The sequence below is a fragment of the Nonomuraea sp. CX421 genome (assembly GCF_059358955.1).
The window spans coordinates 37,375-57,014 of the sequence record NZ_JCADBK010000038.1 but is presented as its reverse complement, the minus strand read 5'-3'; the positions used below and the strand labels follow the sequence as shown (position 1 = coordinate 57,014).

Annotated in this window: 23 protein-coding genes and 1 tRNA gene; 18 read left to right on the top strand and 6 right to left on the bottom strand. The window is 69.3% G+C overall.

Features of this window, described 5'->3' with window-relative positions:
• The 3 genes from AC5L3X_RS37655 to AC5L3X_RS37645 form a co-directional block, all read left to right on the top strand.
• Positions 1–302 (top strand): hypothetical protein (locus AC5L3X_RS37655; protein WP_494863479.1); only part of this gene is annotated, 302 nt, incomplete at its 5' end.
• Entirely contained in the window at positions 299–943 is a 645-nt protein-coding gene (locus AC5L3X_RS37650; RefSeq protein WP_494863477.1) for a hypothetical protein, read from the top strand. The genes AC5L3X_RS37655 and AC5L3X_RS37650, both read left to right, overlap by 4 nt.
• Positions 944–1,752: 809 nt before the next feature.
• Positions 1,753–2,031 carry a YbaB/EbfC family nucleoid-associated protein gene (locus tag AC5L3X_RS37645; protein WP_494863475.1) on the top strand — a complete coding sequence of 93 codons (279 nt, stop codon included), beginning with the start codon at positions 1,753–1,755 and terminating at the stop codon, positions 2,029–2,031.
• Between the two features lie 49 nt (positions 2,032–2,080).
• On the opposite strand, the gene AC5L3X_RS37640 is transcribed toward AC5L3X_RS37645, so the two are convergent.
• Positions 2,081–2,887, bottom strand: coding sequence for a helix-turn-helix transcriptional regulator (locus tag AC5L3X_RS37640; protein WP_494863474.1), 807 nt, complete (start codon positions 2,885–2,887; stop codon positions 2,081–2,083).
• A gap of 114 nt (positions 2,888–3,001) precedes the next feature.
• On the opposite strand from AC5L3X_RS37640, the gene AC5L3X_RS37635 reads away from it, so the two are divergent.
• The 6 genes from AC5L3X_RS37635 to AC5L3X_RS37610 all read left to right on the top strand — a co-directional run bounded on the left by AC5L3X_RS37635 (position 3,002) and on the right by AC5L3X_RS37610 (position 7,804).
• The gene (locus AC5L3X_RS37635; RefSeq protein ID WP_494863472.1) at positions 3,002–4,012 is read left to right on the top strand and encodes an ABC transporter substrate-binding protein; all 1,011 of its coding nucleotides are present in this window, start codon (positions 3,002–3,004) and stop codon (positions 4,010–4,012) included.
• Between the two features lie 41 nt (positions 4,013–4,053).
• The gene (locus AC5L3X_RS37630) at positions 4,054–4,869 is read left to right on the top strand and encodes a siderophore-interacting protein (RefSeq protein WP_494863470.1); all 816 of its coding nucleotides are present in this window, start codon (positions 4,054–4,056) and stop codon (positions 4,867–4,869) included.
• Positions 4,859–5,848: a FecCD family ABC transporter permease gene (locus tag AC5L3X_RS37625; protein ID WP_494863468.1), complete on the top strand. Its 990-nt coding sequence runs from the start codon at positions 4,859–4,861 to the stop codon at positions 5,846–5,848. Before AC5L3X_RS37630 ends, AC5L3X_RS37625 begins: the two co-directional genes overlap by 11 nt.
• A complete protein-coding gene (locus AC5L3X_RS37620) occupies positions 5,845–6,864 on the top strand; it encodes a FecCD family ABC transporter permease (protein ID WP_494863466.1) in 1,020 nt (339 codons plus the stop codon). Before AC5L3X_RS37625 ends, AC5L3X_RS37620 begins: the two co-directional genes overlap by 4 nt.
• Entirely contained in the window at positions 6,861–7,673 is an 813-nt protein-coding gene (locus tag AC5L3X_RS37615) for an ABC transporter ATP-binding protein (protein ID WP_494863464.1), read from the top strand. The genes AC5L3X_RS37620 and AC5L3X_RS37615 overlap by 4 nt, the downstream gene beginning before the upstream one ends.
• A gap of 54 nt (positions 7,674–7,727) precedes the next feature.
• Positions 7,728–7,804: transfer RNA gene (locus tag AC5L3X_RS37610), tRNA-Met, on the top strand.
• A 108-nt stretch (positions 7,805–7,912) separates the two neighbouring features.
• Here the strand turns inward: AC5L3X_RS37610 and AC5L3X_RS37605 are convergent.
• Together AC5L3X_RS37605 and AC5L3X_RS37600 are read right to left on the bottom strand one after the other, a co-directional pair.
• Positions 7,913–8,479: a hypothetical protein gene (locus AC5L3X_RS37605; RefSeq protein WP_494863463.1), complete on the bottom strand. Its 567-nt coding sequence runs from the start codon at positions 8,477–8,479 to the stop codon at positions 7,913–7,915.
• 130 nt (positions 8,480–8,609) lie between these two features.
• Complete coding sequence (locus AC5L3X_RS37600) at positions 8,610–9,365, bottom strand: class I SAM-dependent methyltransferase (RefSeq protein ID WP_494863461.1); 756 nt, start codon at positions 9,363–9,365, stop codon at positions 8,610–8,612.
• A gap of 72 nt (positions 9,366–9,437) precedes the next feature.
• Here AC5L3X_RS37600 and AC5L3X_RS37595 point away from each other — a divergent pair, with 72 nt between their 5' ends.
• Positions 9,438–10,004, top strand: coding sequence for a CGNR zinc finger domain-containing protein (locus AC5L3X_RS37595; RefSeq protein ID WP_494863459.1), 567 nt, complete (start codon positions 9,438–9,440; stop codon positions 10,002–10,004).
• Between the two features lie 227 nt (positions 10,005–10,231).
• Here the strand turns inward: AC5L3X_RS37595 and AC5L3X_RS37590 are convergent, their stop codons facing one another.
• Complete coding sequence (locus AC5L3X_RS37590; RefSeq protein WP_494863457.1) at positions 10,232–10,588, bottom strand: ClpX C4-type zinc finger protein; 357 nt, start codon at positions 10,586–10,588, stop codon at positions 10,232–10,234.
• A 17-nt stretch (positions 10,589–10,605) separates the two neighbouring features.
• On the bottom strand, positions 10,606–10,941 hold the full coding sequence (locus tag AC5L3X_RS37585) for a hypothetical protein (RefSeq protein ID WP_494863455.1): 336 nt from the start codon (positions 10,939–10,941) through the stop codon (positions 10,606–10,608).
• Positions 10,942–11,326: 385 nt separating this feature from the next.
• On the opposite strand from AC5L3X_RS37585, the gene AC5L3X_RS37580 reads away from it, so the two are divergent.
• The 4 genes from AC5L3X_RS37580 (at position 11,327) to AC5L3X_RS37565 (ending at position 15,756) form a co-directional block, all read left to right on the top strand.
• Positions 11,327–13,117, top strand: a complete 1,791-nt coding sequence (locus AC5L3X_RS37580) for a glycosyltransferase family 2 protein (RefSeq protein ID WP_494863453.1) — start codon at positions 11,327–11,329, stop codon at positions 13,115–13,117.
• Positions 13,118–13,191: 74 nt separating this feature from the next.
• Positions 13,192–14,196 (top strand): energy-coupling factor ABC transporter permease, encoded by a 1,005-nt coding sequence (locus tag AC5L3X_RS37575; RefSeq protein ID WP_494863451.1) that lies wholly within the window; start codon positions 13,192–13,194, stop codon positions 14,194–14,196.
• Positions 14,197–14,221: 25 nt separating this feature from the next.
• On the top strand, positions 14,222–14,977 hold the full coding sequence (cbiQ, locus tag AC5L3X_RS37570; RefSeq protein ID WP_189124319.1) for a cobalt ECF transporter T component CbiQ: 756 nt from the start codon (positions 14,222–14,224) through the stop codon (positions 14,975–14,977).
• A gap of 35 nt (positions 14,978–15,012) precedes the next feature.
• Positions 15,013–15,756 (top strand): energy-coupling factor ABC transporter ATP-binding protein, encoded by a 744-nt coding sequence (locus AC5L3X_RS37565; RefSeq protein ID WP_494863449.1) that lies wholly within the window; start codon positions 15,013–15,015, stop codon positions 15,754–15,756.
• On the opposite strand, the gene AC5L3X_RS37560 is transcribed toward AC5L3X_RS37565, so the two are convergent.
• The gene (locus AC5L3X_RS37560) at positions 15,731–16,750 is read right to left on the bottom strand and encodes a potassium channel family protein (protein WP_189124317.1); all 1,020 of its coding nucleotides are present in this window, start codon (positions 16,748–16,750) and stop codon (positions 15,731–15,733) included. The genes AC5L3X_RS37565 and AC5L3X_RS37560 overlap by 26 nt on opposite strands.
• A gap of 73 nt (positions 16,751–16,823) precedes the next feature.
• On the opposite strand from AC5L3X_RS37560, the gene AC5L3X_RS37555 reads away from it, so the two are divergent.
• The 4 genes from AC5L3X_RS37555 to AC5L3X_RS37540 all read left to right on the top strand — a co-directional run bounded on the left by AC5L3X_RS37555 (position 16,824) and on the right by AC5L3X_RS37540 (position 19,486).
• On the top strand, positions 16,824–17,162 hold the full coding sequence (locus tag AC5L3X_RS37555) for an STAS domain-containing protein (protein WP_101785558.1): 339 nt from the start codon (positions 16,824–16,826) through the stop codon (positions 17,160–17,162).
• Between the two features lie 48 nt (positions 17,163–17,210).
• A complete protein-coding gene (locus AC5L3X_RS37550) occupies positions 17,211–17,984 on the top strand; it encodes an SDR family oxidoreductase (RefSeq protein ID WP_189124316.1) in 774 nt (257 codons plus the stop codon).
• Between the two features lie 6 nt (positions 17,985–17,990).
• Positions 17,991–18,755 (top strand): crotonase/enoyl-CoA hydratase family protein, encoded by a 765-nt coding sequence (locus AC5L3X_RS37545; protein ID WP_189124315.1) that lies wholly within the window; start codon positions 17,991–17,993, stop codon positions 18,753–18,755.
• Positions 18,756–18,856: 101 nt separating this feature from the next.
• Entirely contained in the window at positions 18,857–19,486 is a 630-nt protein-coding gene (locus AC5L3X_RS37540; protein WP_494863446.1) for a rhomboid family intramembrane serine protease, read from the top strand.
• The last annotated feature ends 154 nt before the right edge of the window (positions 19,487–19,640 follow it).

Here is a 19,640-nt window from a genome sequence, read left to right as displayed (position 1 = left end):
CGCTGGTTCCATCACCGAGCCCGCCTGACCACCGCCTATCTCCAGGTCAACTAACGAATGGCGGCTGCCGTACTAGGGATCATGAGGAATACCTCACAAAGGCGGTCCTCGGGCCAGCTGTCGATCAGGAAATTTCGTTGCTTGACGATGCACTGGACAAGTTGCACTTGCAGGCGGGGTACGGTTCCGGCGGGCTCAAGAAGATGGCCGAGAACATCAATCTCGTCGAAAACGAAAACTTCGCCGCATTGTTCGAGGGTGCGATGAAGGCCCTCGGCTCGGGGGAGTGGTTGCGGCCATGAGGTACGACCTCGATGGGTTCCCTGAGCTGTACGAAGTGGTACGCCGATGGACGGCCGACGGCGAGATGAAATTTCGCTGGCCAGCCGATATAGAGATCTATTGGAAGGAGGCGGGTGAGTTTTGGGACAAGTTCAGACCTCTGCTGCTGGCCCTGGCAGGGTCGAAAACGGAAGACTCGAAGCTTTATAAGGCTTTCGATGCATTACGCGAGGCGAACGAGGGGCCGGCGATCGAGGCCTTCCTGGAGTACTGGGACACTGTTCCCAGTGGCAACGCCGTGGCTCTCGCCTTACAGTGCAGAATGTTCTCTGATCTGCTGAAGGGTACGTACGAGGGCATAAGTGCGTACAAGAAGCTCGCTTTGGAAAACCTGTACGTACTCAAGGAGGCGCTGGACGAGAACGAGAAGTATTCATGGACCTTTTGGCTACCCTTTGGTGCTGATGCTTCAAAAGTGAACCGGCAGGCCAGAGGGTTGATTCGCCAATTCGATGCCGAAATGCTGACTTATCGTGCGCAGCTTCTAGAGCAACTGAACCAGGATTGGTCCCATTATAGCAGTAAAACGAGGGTTATTTTGCGGCAGGTCGCCAAAGAGTTTCCCGAAAAGTTTGATGCGCTGACAATGCATACATTCTAACAAGCGCTTGTATGGCGCGCCTTCTGCTGAGGGTTCGGGGTACAAAGGCGCTCTACCGTGCGAAGATCGATCCGGATACTATCACCCCTGCGGATAGCCCGATCTCCACCAGACCATGGACGAATCCATGTCGGGGGCAGGAATGAACGATCGTCGCCCGACCGAAGCGGACCGCTCGGAAAGGCGAGTCTTTCCCGGATGGCGCGAGTCAGCACCTCCCTGATCCGGTCGCGAGGTGAGGGACCTCCGTCCCCTGCTGAACCAGACGCACACGGGTGAGGACTCTTCTGCTCGGAAGGCTCTGCAAAGACTTGGGGCACTCAAGGAAGCGCTGGACGAGAACGAGGATTGGATATGGATGTCGCCCCATACAGGGCCTTAGGCGCAGAGGTAGACAGGAACGCCAGAGAGCTCATTTAGTGTTTCAATACGAGCTGTGAGGGCCCTGGAGGAAACTGTGGCTTACCTGAGCCAGCTGTAGGACACATATGGACCGGAAAGAAGAAGCGCTCTCCAGAAATCGCCAAGCCTGTTTCCGTACAGCCTCCGATTCGACGGGTGACTGGCCCTGCCGTGCGGGGTCGCATGCCGCTATTTGCGCCCGCTCATGGCGGTGACCTTTCTGCTCCTGGCCGGACTCATCCATCGCGCCGCTGTGTTCCAGCGGGCGCGGTTGAGCAGCCGGCGTGATCATCGACTCCGCGAGCTTCTGCTGTACTACCGGGCGAAGATCGATCCGGCTATTCTCACTCCTGCAGGTTGACCCGTCTCCACCAGGCCCACTGATGGTTTCTCGTATCGGAGCAGAGATGAACGATCGTCGCCCGACCGAAGCGGATCACTCGGGAAGGCGGGTCCTTCCCGAAGGGCCTGAGTCCGCGCCCTTGTTGTCGGGCCGTGGGACGTCGGAAGACGAGAGCGTCTCGGTCGCGATCGGCGGGAACGGACTGGTCGAGCGCATCAAGATAGACCCCCGGGTCTTGCGTGGAGATTCCGCGGCGGTTGCCGACCTGGTCCGCGACGCGATGCGACAGGCCCAGCAGGACTGGTTCCGCCAGCTCGCCCAGGCGAAGGCCGAGCGTGCGTAGAAGGCGCGTGGGGCAAGGAGGGCCCGCAGCAAGAGGGGTCCGTGATCGGTCAGGCGAGGTCGGTGGGGTGGGCGGCGTGCTGGCCGGGGGTGTGGCCGTACTCCTTGGCGAAGGCGGCGATGAAGGCCGACGGCGTGGCGTAGCCGACGCGGTGCGCGACCTCGGTCACCGGTCGGGTCTTCAGCAGCACCCGTGAGGTGCGCAGCCGTAGCTTGGTGCGCCACCGCGAGTAGGGCATGCCGAACTCTCGGAGGAAGTCGCGCTGCAGCGTCTTGACGCTGACGTGCAGGCGTTCGGCCCACTCGTCGAGGCGGACCTGGGCGCCGGGGTCGTGCGACAGGGCGCGGGCGACCGCCATGGCGAAGCCGGTGCCGGTCGCGTGGTGGCGCACGTAGTCGCGGGTGGAGGCGCCGAGGCCGGCCAGGATCCGTTCGCGGGCGGCGAGCGCGTCGTGCTCGTCGTATCCCGGGGTGGCGATGGCCTCGACGAGTCGCGCCGCCTCGTCGTCGATGGACACCGCCCCCGCTCGTAGCCCGACGAGCGCCGGCGGCACCTGGCGCAGGCAGATCCGGTAGACGGTCTGCCGGTCGGCGGCGCGCACGTCGTGGGTCACGGCGCGCTGCGCCCAGAAGGACTCGCCTGGCCCGACGAACCGCGCGTCGGCCCCGTACCTGGTCGAAAGGATGCCGTCCGGAGACCAGTAGAGCTGGTGCAGGAAGTCCTGCCGGGTCTCGCCGAACTCGAGGACGGCGGCGGAGTGGTACTTGAGCACCAGGATGCCGTCGAGCCTTCCGAGGCCGTAGCCGTACTCCTCGCATTTCAGTGGATCCGGCCGGTAGTGACTTCCCGTCGACATTGGCTGTCCTCCCAGCGACATCACCAGAAACTTAGGGAAGGGTAACCTAAGTACATCTCGCTGATGAGATCAGCCCCCTCCTGACCTGCGACTCCCCTGAAGGAACGAACCACCATGTCCTCACGACAGCCCAGACGCCTGGCCGCCCTGGCGCTCACGTTCGCCCTGGTGACCGGTTGCGGTTCCACCGGCTCCGGAGAGGAATCCGGTGGGAAGGCCGAGGCCGGCGTCGCCGAGACCCGGGTCTTCACCGCCGACAACGGCGACGTCACGATCCCGGCCAAGCCGCAGCGCGTCGTGGCCACCGGTTACTCGGTGCCGGTGCTCATCGAGGTCGAGGCCCCGCTGGTCGGCATCTCCAGCTGGCAGCGCGGGCTCGCGATGATGACCGACGAGGATCGCGCGAAGTACGACTCCCTCACCAAGATCGCAGGAGAGACGGCCGCCGAGACCAACTACGAGGCCGTCGCCCAGGCCAAGCCGGACCTAATCGTCATCGGCGTGCCCAAACCGGCGCTCGCCGACATCGACATGGACCGCCTCAAGTCCATCGCTCCCGTCGTCGCCATCGGGCCGAGCACCCCTGACGCGTGGCGCGAGCTGTCGCGACGCCAGTCCGACGCGGCGGGCGCGCTCGGCTCCTTCGAGACCGCCAAGACCGAGTACGAGAAGAAGGCGGCCGAGCTGACCGAGAAGTACAGGACGGCCCTGGCCGGCCTGAAGTTCGGCCATGTGGGCGCCTACGGCGACGTCGCCAAGGGAACGTTCCAGCGGGAGTTCGCCAGGTCGTGGGGCACCAACATCGCCGGGGACGTCGGCGTCACCTACTACGGCGAGGTCAAGGAGAAGGGCGGCAACGCCCGCGACGTCTCGGAGTATCCCTCGATCGAGGAACTGCCCGACAGCTTCGGCGAGGCCGACGCCATCACCTACACCGTGGAGCCCGACGGCTCGGTCAGCGAGCAGGTCCAGTACGTGCTCGACTCCAAGTTGTGGAAGAACCTGCCCGCGGTCAAGGCCGGCAAGGTCTTCCCGCTGCGCTACACCGAGGCCGCGACGTACCCCTCGGCGCTCAAGACGCTGGACGCGATCGACCAGGCGTTCGCGCCGGTGCTCGCGAAATGAGCCCTGCTGGAACGGGCCCTGCTGGAACGGGCCCCGCGAGAATGAGCATCGACCGGCACGACCCGGGCGAACGGGTGGCGGCCCATCACCGCGACGGCAAGGGCACCACCCGGATCGGCTACCCCATCGGAGTCCGCGAGGTCTCCGTCCTCGCCCGGCGGCACGTGACACCGCGCATGCTGCGCCTGACGCTCGGCGGGCCGGAGCTCGACGGGTTCCACACCTACCAGGCCGACGACCACGTCAAGCTCGTGTTCCCCGACCCCGACGGCACCCGCCGGGTCCCGGTGCCCAACGACGAGCTGTCCCTCGACTGGCCCAAGCCGTCGCCCGCCTCGCGCAAGTACACCGTGCGGCGCTTCGACGCCGACGCCGGCGAGCTCGACCTGGACTTCGTGCTCCACGACGGCGGACTCGCCTCGACCTGGGCGACCTCCGCCGAGGTGGGCGACCGGATCGTGATCGCCGGCCCGCCCGGAGCCAAGGCCTTCCCGCACACCTACGGCCACTACGTCTTCGCGGTCGACGCGACCGCGCTGCCGGCGGTCGCCCGCTGGCTGGAGGAGTCGCCGGCCGACGTGTCGGCCGAGGTCGTGATCGAGACCGACGACGCCGCCGAGCACGGCTACCCGCTGGCCCCGCGCGACGGGGTGCGGGTCACCTGGCTCGTCCGCGAGGGCACGCGCTCCTCGCTGGCCGAGACCGTACAGGGGCTGAGTCTGCCCGAGCGGCCGGCCTTCCTGTTCGCGGCCGGTGAGGCGGGTGACATCAAACCGCTGCGCTCGTGGAGCAGGGGAAGGCTCGACTCGCTCTTCACCGGCTACTGGAAGCGTGGAGTGGCCGGGCTTGAGGACTGACGCTCCGAGGCAGGCCGCGATCCTCGTCGGGTCCGCCGTGCTGCTCGTCGCCGTGGCCGGCGCCAGCGTGAGCGTCGGCGCGCACGCGGTCCCGCCGGCGGAGATCTGGCGAGCGTTCGCCGACTTCGCCGGCACCGACGACCACCTGATCGTCCGCGACGTGCGCGTGCCGCGGACGGTCCTCGGCATCTGCGTGGGCGCCGCCCTCGGCGCCTCGGGCACCCTGATCCAGACGCTGACGCGCAACCCGCTGGCCGAGCCCGGCGTCCTCGGCGTGACCGCGGGCGCCGGATTCGCGATCACCCTGGGCGGCGTGCTCGGCCTCGCCGGGTCGCAGCCGGCCCAACTGCTGCTCGCGGCCCTCGGCTCGGCGCTCGCCGCGCTCGTGGTCTACGCCGTCGGCCGGACCTCGCCGCTGCGGCTGGTGCTGGCCGGCGTCGCCCTCAGCTCCGTGCTCGCCGGCCTCTCGCTCGGCCTGCGGCTCATGCTGCCCGACGTGTTCGACAAGTTCAGGTTCTGGACCGTCGGGTCGCTGGCCGGCCGCGAGCAGGTCTCCCTCACCCTCCCGCTGGCCGCGATCGCCGTCGCGCTGGTCGCCGCCCTGCTGGTGACCCGGCCGCTGAACGCCATGGTGCTGGGGGAGCAGGTCGCCCACGCGCTCGGCGGTCACACCGGCCGGACCCGGGTCGGCGTGCTGGTGATCGTCACCCTGCTCGCGGGGGCCGCCACGGCCGTGGCCGGGCCGATCGCCTTCGTCGGCCTCATGGTCCCGCACCTGGCCCGGCGGCTGTCCGCCGGATCCATCCCCTGGCTGATGGCCCACACCGTGCTGCTCGGCCCGATCATGCTGCTGGTGTCGGACATCGCCTCGCGGGTCCTGCTGCCCACCGGTGAGGTGCCCGTGGCCGTCGTCACCGCCTTCCTGGGCGGCCCCGTACTGATCTGGGTCGTCCGGCGCTACGGGGCGGTGTCCCTGTGAGCTCCCTCGTGCTGCGCGCCGGCCCGTTCTCGGTCATGGTCGAACGGCGTACCGTGCTGGTGTCGCTCGCGCTGGTCGGCGCCGGGCTGGCCCTCGCCCTCGCCGGGCTCTGCCGAGGCGCCTCCTGGGCCACGCCGTCGGAGGTGCTCTCGGCGCTCGCCGGCCAGGGCGACTCGGTGGTGGTGATCCGTGACTGGCGGCTGCCCCGCGTGGCCGCCGCGCTGGTCTTCGGTGCTTCCCTGGGGCTGGCAGGCGCGGTCTTCCAGAACCTCACCCGCAACGCGCTCGGCAGTCCGGACGTCATCGGCCTCGACGCCGGCGCCTACACCGGCGCGCTGGTCGCGATCACCGTGCTGAGCGGGACCGCCGCGCAGCTCGCCATCGGATCGGTGGCCGGCGGCCTGCTGGCCGCGCTCGCCATCTACGTCCTGTCGCTGAAATCCGGGCTCAGCGGGCTGCGGCTGATCGTCATCGGCATCGCCATGAACGCCATCCTGACCGCGGTCAACTCCTGGATCGAGCTGCGAGCCGAGCTGGAGGTGGCGATCGCCGCCACCGGGTGGAGCGCGGGCTCGCTGAACGGCGTCGACTGGGACGAGGTCCGGCTGCCGTTCCTCATCATCGGTGGTCTCATGCTGGCGCTGGTCACGCTGTCGCACGCCATGCACCAGTCCGCTCTCGGCGACGAGCTCGCCGTCACCTCCGGTGTGGGCCTGAACCGGCTCCGGCTGCTGATCGTCCTGGTCGGTGTCGGCTGCACCGCCACCGTGACGGCGATCGCCGGGCCGATCGTGTTCATCGCGCTCGCCGCCCCCCAGATCGGCCGCCGCCTCACCGGTGCCGCCGGCGTGCCCCTGGTGCCCGCCGCGCTGACCGGCGCGGTGCTGCTCCTGACCGCCGACCTCGTCGCCCAGCTGCTGCTGGCGCCGATGGCGCTGCCGGTCGGCGTGGTGACGACCGCGATCGGCGGGTGTTATCTCATCTGGCTGCTCTTCAGGGAAGTGAAGCGACCGTGACCGCACCTCCGACCGGACGCCCGGCCGCACCTCCGGCCACCCGGCTCACCGCCCGGGACATCACGCTCGCGTACGGCGAGCGGGTGGTGTCGGCGAACGTCGACCTCGACGTCGTGGACGGCGCGTTCACCGCGATCATCGGCCCGAACGCCTGCGGGAAGTCGACCTTGCTGCGGTCCTTCGTGCGGCTGCTCAGGCCCACGACCGGCACGGTCTCCTTCGACGGCGGCGACGTCTTCGGCTACAAGCCCAAGGCCATCGCCAGGGAGATCGGATTCCTGCCCCAGCAGCTCGCCGCCCCGGAGAACATCGCCGTCAGGCGGCTGGTCGCCCGTGGCCGCTACCCGCACCAGTCGCTGCTGTCCACCTGGTCGGCCGAGGACGAGCGGGCTGTGGACGAGGCTCTGGCCGCGGCCGGCGTCGAGGAGCTGGCCGAGCGGCCGGTGGAGGAGTTGTCCGGCGGCCAGCGCCAGCGGGTGTGGGTCGCGATGGTGCTGGCCCAGGAGACGCCCTATCTCCTGCTCGACGAGCCCACGACGTTCCTCGACATCACGCACCAGTACGAGTTGCTCGCCCTGTTCGCCCGGCTGCGTGACGAGGGGCGCACGGTCATCGCCGTGCTGCACGACATCAACCAGGCATGCCGGTTCGCCGACCATCTCGTGGCCATGAAGGACGGGCGGGTCGTCGCCCAGGGCGCACCGGCCGACATCGTGGACGCGGCGCTCATCCAGGAGGTGTTCGACCTGCCGTGCGTCGTCGTGCCCGACCCCGTCGTCGGCACCCCCATGATCGTGCCCACCCCCTGATGTCCGCGTGCCTGGCGCGAGTGGTCCAGAAGTCGGGTAGTCTTATCTCAGCGACGCGGGGTGGAGCAGTTCGGTAGCTCGCTGGGCTCATAACCCAGAGGTCGTAGGTTCAAATCCTGCCCCCGCTACCAATCGAAACGCCCTCCGGGAGATCCTCCCGGAGGGCGTTTCGCATGTTCGCCGTGTCCGATGGAGGCACGGCCCGCAGATCCGGGCCGTGCCGACGGGGTGTCAGCCGTTCACACGCCGGGGAACTGTGCGTCCGGGCAGCACTTCAGCTGGAAGTCCTTGAACCTCTTCAACGTCGCCTGCCGGGCGGCCTGCTTCTGCTCCGGCGTCATCTGCCCCCAGTTGGTGTCGTTGGTCTCCTGGGTCTTCGCGCCGCCGCGGGCCACCATGAAGGACTGGTAGCGCTTGTAGCAGTCACGTCCCCGCGCGGACCTGTCCTGCCTGAAGGCGCGGACGCAGGTGCGCTCCGCCGCCCGCCACGCGGCGATCTTCTCGGAGTCGGGGCCCGAACGGTCGTGGTCGTGGTCACGACCCCGGTTGGGGTCGCGGTCATGGTCCTGGTCGTGGTCACGGCCCCGGTTGTGGTCACGGCCTCGGTCATGGTCACCGCCCCGGTCGTGGTCACGGCCTCGGTCGTGGTCGTGGTCACGGTCGGACACGGTGGACGCCGGCTGTGGAGCCGCGCCCGCGCACACGGGGCCGCGGGCCTGGGCATAGGCGGCGCTGCCGGCTCCGAGGCCGGGGACGGCGCAGGAGGTGAGCACGACGGCGCCGAGGACCCTGGTAAGCACGGGCATGAGATTTCCGTTCATGTCCTTTGCTTGTAGTCACCCCGATGGCCGGCCTCACCCCGGACGCGCGTGCCGGGGCCGATTCTTGGTGGCTGCTTGGGACGTGGGTGAGGGTGGGACGGTGCGGATGTCCCGATCAGTCGCGGATGGCGCACAGCAGGCGGTTGTTGCCGCGCTGCCACAGGGTGCCGGTTTCCCGGAACCCCGCGTCGCGGAGGGCTTCGACGTGCGTGGAGAGCAGGTGCGACTCGGAGCCGTGGTGGTGGGCGCCCGCGGTGACGCGCTCCACGTGGAGGTCGGCGAAGGCGGGGTCGGCGGCGACCGCGTCCCACCACTGGCGCCAGTCCTCGGGGCGGTCGCCGGCGAACCTGCGCTCGGTCTCCCGATCGTGTACGGCGCGTTCGAGACGGGCGATGGCCGGGGTGGTGTCGTCACTGTCGAGGTGGTCGCCGTTGAGCAGCAGACCGCCGGGACGCAGGACGCCGGCCAGTTCGGCGTACATGGGCCGGAGGTCCTGCTCGGAGATCCAGTGCAGTGCCGTGGTGCTCACCGCGGCGTCGGCGGGCCGGTCCAGGCCGAGCGAGCGTGACCAGCCGGGGCGGCGCAGGTCGGCGGAGACGAACGTGAGCCGCGGGTAGGCGGCCCGCCCGAGCCCGAGCAGCAGCGGGTCGGCGTCGACCGAGATGACGGTGGCCTTGGGCAGCCGGTCGAGCAGGCGGGCGGAGAGTGACCCGGGGCCACAGCCGAGGTCGATGACCAGCGGATCGGGGCGGTCAAGGGCCTCGACCGCGTCGATCAGCGCGGTGAAGCGCTCCTCGCGATCGGGCAGGTAACCCTCCTGCTGGCGGTCCCAGCGCGCGATCCAGTCGAGTGCGGCATCGTGGGTGAGCACAATCGTCTCCTTGTAACTGTCATCTATAATTTCGACAGTCACAAGCTAGAACACAAAGGTGTAACCAGTCAATTGAACTTCAACAGTCACACGGACTTGGTCGTGCGGGTGGCGGTGGAGCTGGTCAACGCGCTGACCCCAGGCGAGAGGCATGGCCGGACCGTCCCCCCGCGCGGCGATCGCGTCGCGGCCGCTGACAGCGCCCTGCGTGCCGTCTATCCGAGTCATCGCGAAGTCACCGAGGCGGAAGCCGACGAGCTGGCCGCGACCGCGGCCCGGCTCCGCGCCGTCTTCGAGGCGGTCGCGCGGGACGACCTCGACGCGGCGGCTCGGCAGGTCAACGACCTGCTGACGGAGACCCGCGCCCGGCCCATGCTCGAACGGCACGACGGCGAGCCCTGGCACCTGCACTTCCACGGGCCTGGCGGCACGATGGCCGGCGACTGGGCGGCGAGCTGTGCCACCGGGCTCGCGATGGTGCTGGGCAGTGAGTTCGGCGACCGCCTCGGCGTGTGCACGGCACCGCACTGCGACCGCGTGTACGTGGACGTCTCCCGCAACGGCACCCGCCGGTTCTGCTCCACGACCTGCCAGAACCGGGTCAAGACGGCGGCCTTCCGGGCCAGGGGCAGAGCGTGACCGGGCCCCCTGCTCCAGCTCCCCGGAGTGCGGCCGGGGAGCTGGAGCCCGTTTCATTCAGCGGCGAGCCGCTCCGCCTCTTCGTGCAGGGCCACGATCAGGACCAGCTCCAGCTGGATTGCTTCGAGATCGGACCCCGCGAGGCCGTCTAGGACGCGCATGGTGGGCCTCCCTGGTTATGGGACGTCCCATGAGTCACATCGGTTTACCGCCGCCGGACGAGGTCATTACCGGAAGCGTTCCCAGGCCGACTGTCGCGTCATGCCGAGGGAGGCGCCGATGCGCTCCCAGCTGACGTCGCGGGTGCGCAGGTGGCGCACCCAGTCGTGCAGGTTGTCGTCGATCTGCGCCTGCACGGCGACGATCTTGGGGAGATGGTCGAGGACCTGGTCGTCGGTCAGCGTCTCCCACGGTGGGAGCCGTGGCTCGGTGGAGGCGGAGAGCCGCTCGTCCTTCAGGATCTCGGAGCACAGGCCGACGCACTGGTCGCAAATGTGTACGCCGGGCCCGGCGATCAGCTTGGCGACTTCCGCGCTCTTCTTGTGGCAGAACGAGCAGCGGAGCTTTTCCTTCCAGTCAGGCATGTCCTGACGGTAGGGCGTCAGGCCACGCCTGACAAGCGGGTCGCCCGCTCGCGTTCCATCTGAGCCTGGATGATCTCCTGGCGCTCCTCGTTGATCCTGCGGCAGATCGTCACGTAGGCGTTGAGCACCTTGCGGTACGCCTGGCGCGCCTCGTCGAGCTGGGAGGTGAGCATGAGGATCCGCACCGGATCGCCCTCCCGCTCGGCCTCGGCGAGCAGCGCTCGCGCCTCGTCCACGATCTCCTCCGCCCGCACCCTCGTACGGCGGAGCAGCGCCGAGCACTCGTAGAGCTCTGCCAGTCGTGCTGAGGAGACGATGAACTCGGCAGTGTGCACGGCCGAGCCGGACGCCATCCGGCTACGCGGATCAGGTCCCAAATCCGCCCCCTCTCCGGTCAAGGTCGCCTAAGCGTAGACGCGCCGGGGCCCCCAATGGATCACCCGCGACCCTCGGAGGGTAAGGCACCCCTCCCGGTGGAGAAAGTTCTCCACTCCAGGTGGGAAAACAGCGCCCCCTCAGGTGATTCGCTGGTCACTAATTGTGGTGCTTGGCGGATTTACCTGCACTGTCTGCGCTTCGTGGCGAATCGCGCAGGACGGGAAATGGGGCGGACGAAGACCGGCGATCGGCCCCCCGGGAACCGGCGTTGGTCACATACTGAAACGAGTCGGGAGCGAATCGTAACGGCTGAGGGGCGCGGCTGTGACTGTGACGACATCTGGGAAAGGCGAGGAGGCAGTGGATGTCAGCATCGTCATCCCGGCCCGTGACGCCCGCCCCTACCTGGACCGATGCCTTACCTCGGCGCTCGTCCAGCGGGTGCGCAAGGAGATCGTGGTCGTCGACGACGGGTCGACGGACGGCACCGCGGAGCTGCTGGAGCTCTACGCCGCCTACCACCCCGACGCCGTCAGGGTGGTCCGCCTCGACGGCCTCGCCGGCAGAGGCGCCGGACGGCCGCGCAACGTCGGCCTCCAGCACGCCACCGGCCGCTACGTCTTCTTCTGCGACGCCGACGACTATCTCGGCGCCGAAGCCCTGGAGCGGATGGTCGCCATGGCCGACCGCAACGGCTCCGACATCGTGCTCGGCCGGATCGCCGGCCACGGCCGCCGGGCGCCGGTCTCAATGTTCACCCGCAACACCGAGCGGGCCGGCTTAGCCGACAGCGCCGTCTACAACAGCCTGTGCTGCTTCAAGCTCTACCGCCGCGACCTGCTCGAACGGCATCGCATCAGGTTCGCCGAGGGAGTGCTCGTCGGCGAGGACCTCCACTTCACGGTGCACGCCTACTGCCACGCCGGCGTGATCTCCGTGGTCGCCGACTACGACTGCTACCACCTGGTCGCCCGGCCCGACGGCAGCAGCGTCATGCAGCAGCCCGACAGCAGAGACCCGGTCGCCTGGCTGGCGATGATCAGGGGCCCGATCCGGCTGATGACCGAGCACATCCCGCCCGGCCCGCTGCGCGACCACCTGCTCGGCCGGCATTTCCGGCTCGACGCGTTCGCCCAGCTCGGCGCCCCGTTCCTGGCGGCCGACGAGGTACGCCGCAAGGACATCGCCGAAGGCGTGGCCGCGCTCTGCGACGAGTGGCTGACCCCCGGCGTCTACGAGCGGCTCCACCGCACCGACCGGGAACGGCTGGCCGCCCTCGGCGACGTCGACCGGCTGGCGCGGCTGGCCCGCATCGAGAACGCCGCCGTGCGCCGCCGCCTCACGGGGCTGCGCTGGGAGGCCGACCGGCTGGTGGTCTCCGGCACGGCCGCACTCGACGGCATGCGCGTGCACCACGGCATCTACCTCGTGTTGCGGGCCCGGAGAGACCCGGCGGCCGAGGTGGTGGTGCCCGCCGGCTACGACGGCGACGAGTTCACCGCTCTGGTCGACGTGGGCGCGCTCGACTCCGGGATCTGGGACCTGCGCGTCGCGATCGAGCTGGAGGGCGTCGTCAGGTCCGGCCGGCTGGGCGCCGACCGTGACGACGACGTGGCCCGGCCCGCGCCCCGGCTCATCGACGGCGTCGTTGCCATGCCGTACTTCACCAGGGACAACGGCAACCTCAGCGTCGACATCGGCGGGCACCTGCGGACGGTGCCCGGCAACGCGCGGCTGACCAGGACGAGATGGTCGCTCGGCCACCGGCTGGTGATGGAGGGCGAGGTCACGGTCGCGGGGGCGATTCCCGAGGCGTCGGTCGTGCGCCGGGTGGTCTGGCGCGAGCGGCGCACGGGCGGCGAGTACGCCGAGCCGGTGGTCGCCCTGACGGGCGGCGGCTTCGCGGCCCGGCCGGCGGTCGGCAGGTTCGCGCCCGGCACCTGGGACGCCTATCTGGAGGTGGAGCTGGGCGGGCCGCCGGCGAGGTTCAGGATCGAGGCCGACGCCGCGACGGTCGCCAAGCCGTGCCGGTTGCGAGCAGCGGCCCTGCTCAGGAGCGTGCGGCCCTACGCCACCCCGGGTAAGGGGAAGTTGAGCGCCGTTGTGCGCAAAATCACGGCTCGTGCGCTGGTGAGAAGGTTCTTTCGCTAATTGCCATCTATGTGCAACTGCAAGGCGATGTCCTAAAGTAGGCCCTGTTCTTCTCGCCTCTTTCGGAGGATGTCGTGCACGTACCCGATGGCTTCTTCAACGCCGCCGTGTCCATCTCGGCCGGAGCGGTCGCGGCCGCCGGGGTCGCGGTCTGTCTGCGCGGCGCCAAGCGCGAACTCGACGACCGCACCGCTCCCATGGCGGGTCTCGTCGCCGCGTTCATCTTCGCCGTCCAGATGCTCAACTTCCCCATCGCCGCGGGGACCAGCGGCCACCTGCTCGGAGGCGCGCTGGCCGCGATACTCGTCGGGCCGTACACAGGTGTCCTGTGCATGGCCGTGGTCCTGCTCGTGCAGGGCGTGTTCTTCGCCGACGGCGGGCTGACGGCGCTGGGCGTCAACATCACGATCATGGGCATCGTCACCGTGCTGGTCGGCTGGGGCGTCTTCCTGCTGGTCAGCCGCGTGGCCAGGGGCAAGGGCGCCATCACGGTGGCCGCGTTCCTCGCCGCGCTGGTCTCGGTGCCCGCCTCCGCGCTGGCGTTCACGCTGCTGTTCTGGATCGGTGGCACCGCGCCGATCGAGGTGTCCGCGGTGGCCGCCGCGATGGGCGGGGTGCACGTGCTGATCGGCGTCGGCGAGGCCGTGATCACCGCCCTCACCGTGGGCGCGGTGCTGGCCGTCCGGCCCGACCTGGTGTACGGCGCGCGCGGCGTGGCCGCTCCGCTGGTGCTGCGGGGTCCCGAGGGCGCCACGACGGTGCGGCCCGAGCGGCCGGTGGCCACGGGCGGCGGGATCAGGCCGTTCCTGCTCGGTGGCCTCGGTGTGACGGCGCTGCTGGCCGGGGTGGTGTCCTTCTTCGCCTCCTCCAGCCCCGACGGGCTGGAGTCGGTCGCCGAGGAGAAGGGCTTCCTCGGCCAGGCGACCGACCACCTGTTCGGCTCATGGGCGCTGGCCGACTACGGTGACGTGGGCGGCATCCCGGTGGGCGTCGCGGGGATCCTCGGCGTGGGGCTGGTGCTGCTCATCGCCGGAGCCGTGGGTTACGCCGCGCGTGGTCGCGACAGGGTCAGGGTCTGAGCACGTGAACGAGAGACGGTGAGTGGTGGGCGCGGGGCATCGGCATCAGCTCTATCTGCCGGGTGGTTCGGCCGTGCACCGGCTGCCGCCGCAGTGCAAGCTGCTCGCCGTCTTCTCCTTCGCCCTCGTGGTCGTGGCCACGCCGAGGGAGCGGTTCTGGGCGTTCGCGGTCTACGCCGTGATGCTGGTGGCGGTCGCGCTGCTCGCCAGGGTGCCCCTGCCCTACGTCCTGCGGCGGATGGTGATCGAGCTGCCCTTCGTGCTGTTCGCCTTCCTCATCCCCGTCATCGGGATGGGGGAGCGCATCACGGTGCTCGGGCTCTCGCTGAGCGTCGAAGGGCTCTGGGCGGCGTGGAACATCCTGGCCAAGGCGACCCTCGGCGTGGTCGCCTCCATCCTGCTGGCCGCCACGACCGAGCCGCGCGTCATCCTGCTCGGCGCGCAGCGGCTCCGGCTGCCGAGCCTGCTGGTGCAGATCGCCATGTTCATGCTCCGCTATCTGGACGTGATCCTGGACGAGATGCGGCGGATGAAGGTGGCTCGGGAGTCCCGGGGCTTCGAAGCACGAAATTTCCGGCACATCCCGGTGATCGCCCGGTCGGCCGGCGCCCTGTTCATCCGCTCGTACGAGCGGGGTGAGAGGGTGCATCTGGCGATGCTGAGCCGCGGTTATTCAGGCCAGATGCCGATAATCGGCGAAATTTCGGCGTCTGCTAGGCAGTGGGGCACCGCGCTCGCCCTGCCGATCCTCGCGCTGGCGGTGTTGGGACTGTCGCTGTGAACTCTCTGAACGTGACTCAACGGAACTCTCCCAACGTGAACTCTCTCGAAGTGAGCCGTCTCGCCTACGCCTACCCCGACGGGACCCAGGCCCTGTTCGGCGTCGACTTCACGATCGGCAGGGGAGAGCGGGTCGCCCTGCTCGGCCCCAACGGCGCCGGCAAGACCACGCTGGTCATGCACCTCAACGGCATCCTCACCGCCGGCCACGGCGCGGTCACCGTGGCCGGCACCCCGGTGCGCAAGGACACCCTCAAGGAGATCAGGCAGCGCGTCGGCCTGGTCTTCCAGGATCCCGACGACCAGCTCTTCATGCCCACGGTCAGGGACGATGTCGCCTTCGGCCCGGCCAACTCCGGCGTCGCCGGAGAGGAGCTGGAACGGGTCGTCAAGGCGGCCCTCGACCGGGTCGGCATGCTCGACGCCATCGACCGGCCGCCCCACCACCTGTCGTTCGGCCAGCGCCGCAGGGTGGCCGTGGCGACCGTGCTGGCGATGGCGCCCGAGATCCTGGTGCTGGACGAGCCGTCGTCCAACCTCGACCCGGCCGCCCGCCGGGAGCTGGCCGAGATCCTGCGCTCGCTCGACGTCACCGTGCTCATGGTCACCCACGACCTGCCGTACGCGCTGGAGCTCTGCGACCGCTCGCTCATCCTGTCGGACGGCGTGATCGCCGCCGACGGGCCCACCCGCGAGCTGCTGGCCGACGCCGAGCTGCTCGCCGCCCACCGCCTGGAGCTGCCGTACGGCTTCGCTATCCCGGCGCCGGAACGTGGATGACCACGACCCGGTCGCCCGCCCGGAGGGTTGACACACGAGGGTCGGCGTAGGTCATGACCTCACGGCCCCTGACCACGGCCACCACGATCTCCTCGCACGCGGACGGCGGCCTGCCGACCTCCTCGGGCGCCACCGCGCGCTCGAACAGGTCGAGGCCCCGGCCGTAGGCGAGGAAGTCCTCAATCAGGGTGCTGACCGCGGGGCTCTGGGTGGCCACGCCGAGCATCCGGCCGGCGGCCTCGGATGACGTGATCACCACGTCGGCGCCGCTCTGCCGTACCAGCGGGTCGTTCTCGGCCTCGCGGACGGCGGCCACGATCGTCGCGGTGGGGTTGAGGCTGCGGGCCGTGAGCGTCACCAGAGCCGAGGTGTCGTCGCGCTGGGTGGCGACGATGATCTCCTTGGCGGTGCCGATGCGGGCGCGGTTGAGCACGTGACTGCGGGTGCCGTCGCCGACGACCCCGACGAACCCGTCGGCCGTGGCCTCGTCGATCATCGCCGGCTGGGGGTCGACCACCACGATCGAGTCGCGGGTCCGCTCGTTCTCCAGCAGCGTGCGGATCGCCGCCCGGCCCTTGGTGCCGTAGCCGATGATCACCGTGTGATCGTGCAACCTGGCCCTCCAGCGTTCGATCCTGATGGCATCACGGGTGCGCCTGGTGAGAACCTCGAGCGTGGTGCCCACGAGGACGACGAGGAAGGCGATGCGCAACGGCGTCACGGCCACGATGTTGATGATCCTGGCCTCGGAGCTGACCGGGGTGATGTCACCGTAACCCGTGGTGGAGATCGACACCGTGACGTAGTAGAGCGCGTCCAGCAGCGACACCTTGCCGTCGGCGGTGTCGCGGTAGCCGTCCAGATCCATCGCCACCAGCGCGAACATCGCCAGGACGATCGCCGCCGCGATCGCCATGCGGCGCAACACCGCTCGCAGCGGGCTCAACGGGATGACCGGAAGGCGCACTCCCGTCTCCGACTCGTCCTCCCGCATGCGACTGATCGTAGTTGTGCATGCCCGGTATCCGGGGATGTCGAAGTACAGTGGCTCATCGAGGAGGGGCCCAATGAAGCTGCGGCTTGCGCGACATGCCCTGGGCGACGCCGTGGTGGTCGCCGTTGAGGGCGAGCTCGATCTGTTCACCGCCCCGTTCCTCCGCGACGAGGTCCGAGACGCCATCAAACAGGACAGCGCCCGGCTCGTCCTCGACCTCCAGCAACTGTCGTTCATGGACTCCAGCGGCCTGTCCGTGCTGATCGAGGCGTGGCGGCTGGCCACCGGAGAGGGCGGCGGGGTCTCGCTGGCCGCTCCGCAGGCACCGGTGGCCCGCATCCTGCGCACGACGGGGCTCGACCGGCGCATCAAGGTCTACTCCGACGTCGACAGTGCCGTGGGTGAGATTTAACCGCCCCCGAGTAGAACTTCATTCGGTACGCGGGTTAGGGTCCCGGTTATGGACGTGAACGGATCTGCAGCAATAATCTCCGGCGGTGCCAGCGGCCTCGGTGAGGCCACCGCCCGTGAGCTCGCGCGACAGGGCGCGACAGTGGTCATCGCCGATCTCAACGAGGAGCGCGGCAAGGCCGTCGCCGACGAGCTCGGCGGGGTCTTCGCCAAGACCGACGTGTCGGACGACGAGCAGGTGCAGGCGGCCGTGGACGCCGCCGTCGCCACCGGCAAGCCGCTGCGCGTGGTCGTCAACAGTGCGGGCATCGGCTGGGCCGAGCGCACCGTCAACCGTGACGGCTCCCCGCACAGCCCGGCCTCCTACCGCAAGGTCATCGAGGTCAACCTGATCGGCACGTTCAACCTGATGCGCATCGGCGCGGCCGCGATCTCCAAGACCGAGCCGGTCGACGCCGACGGGCAGCGGGGCGTGGTCGTCAACACCGCCTCCGTGGCCGCCCTCGAAGGGCAGACCGGCCAGCTGGCCTACTCCGCCTCCAAGGGTGGCATCGTGGGCATGACGCTGCCCGCGGCCCGCGACCTGGCGGCGATCGGCGTGCGGGTCAACACGATCTGCCCCGGCATCATCGACACCCCCATCTACGGCTTCTCGGCCAACGCCGACGAGTTCAAGGCCAAGCTGGTGGCGCCCGTGGTGTTCCCCAAGCGCATGGGCCGGGCCGACGAGTTCGCGCACCTGGTGCGCTCCCTGGTGGAGAACGACTACATGAACGGCGAAGTCATCCGCTTCGACGGCGGCATCCGCTTCCAGCCCAAGTGAGGTCCCGTGTCTGACGAAGTACTCGTCGAAGAGTCCGACGGCGTAGCCATCATCACGATCAACCGTCCCAAGGCGCGCAACGCCGTGAACGGGGCGGTGGCACGGGGCATCGCCGAAGCGGTCGACGCGCTCGACGCCCGCCCCGACGTCTCCGCCTACGTCCTGACCGGCGCGGGCGGCACGTTCTGCGCGGGCATGGACCTCAAGGGGTTCCTGACCGGCGACGTGCCCATCGTCGAAGGGCGCGGTTTCGGCGGCCTGACCGAGGCGCCCGCTAAGAAGCCGCTGGTGGCGGCCATCGAGGGCTACGCCCTGGCGGGCGGGTTCGAGCTGGCTCTGGCCTGCGACGTCATCGTGGCGTCTTCGGAGTCCAAGTTCGGTCTGCCCGAGCCCAAGCGGGGCCTGGTGGCCGGCGCGGGCGGCATCATGCGACTGCCGCGCCGCATCCCCTACCACGTCGCCATGGAGATCGCCCTGACCGGCGACCACTACTCGGCCGCCCGGCTGTACGAGCTGGGCCTGGTCAACCGGATCACCGAGCCGGGCGCGGCGCTGGACGGGGCGATCGAGCTGGCTCGCCGGATCGCGGCCAACGCGCCGCTGGCGGTCGCCGCCACCAAGAAGGTGATCATCGAGTCCCAGGACTGGTCCCTGGAGGAGATGTTCAGCAAGCAGGGCGCCATCGTCAACCCGGTGTTCGGGACGAAGGACGCCATGGAGGGCGCGGCGGCCTTCGCCGAAAAGCGTGCCCCCCAATGGAAGGGCGAGTAGCCACGCCATACCCCCTCCCTGCCGGGGAGGGGGTTTCTTTTACGCATGCATGACTTGCGGCCCGTACGGTAAAAGAGAGGACGGTCTAGCAGGAGGAGCGCATGAGCGACTATTCGAGGTCCGCGTTCGAGTCAGCCAAGCGCGGCGCGGGCACCCTCCTGACGGGAGCCGTGAGCGCGCTCGTCATCATGGTCGGCGTGCTGGGTGTCATGTGGGGCGTCGAGATCGTCGACTACATGCTCAACGGCACCCTCGACCACCAGTTCGGCATCGTCGGCTGGGATCCTGACGGGCTCCTCGGCATCGTCTTCGCGCCGTTCCTGCACGTCGGCTTCGGCCACCTCATGGCCAACTCGCTGCCGCTGCTCATCCTCGGCTTCCTAGCGGCGCTCCGCGGCGTCGGCAAGTTCCTGGCGGCCAGCGCGGTCATCATCGTCGTCGGCGGCTTCGGCACCTGGTTCACCAGCCCCGGCGTGATCACGGTCGGGGCAAGCGGGCTGGTGTTCGGCTACTTCGGCTTCGTCGTGGCCCGTGGCCTGTTCGACCGCCGCATCCTCGACATTGTGATCGCCATCGGGGTGGCGATCGCCTACTACTCGATCCTGTGGGGCCTGCTGCCCAACCAGCAGGGCATCTCGTGGCAGGGCCACCTGTTCGGGCTGATCGGCGGGGTCATCGCCGCCTGGTTCCTGCGGCGCAAGCGGTCCGAGAGCCCCTATCCCGCCTACTGATCCACCTGCGGCGCGAGGCGCCGCCGCCGGGCGCGTTGAGGGGCGGCGTGGAGCCGGAGGCGCCGTACGCGCCCCGTGGCGGGCCGCCAGGAGCCTTCCTCACGCGGGACGTCGAGGAGGGCGACGCGTCACCCTCCTCGATGAGTCGTCACGC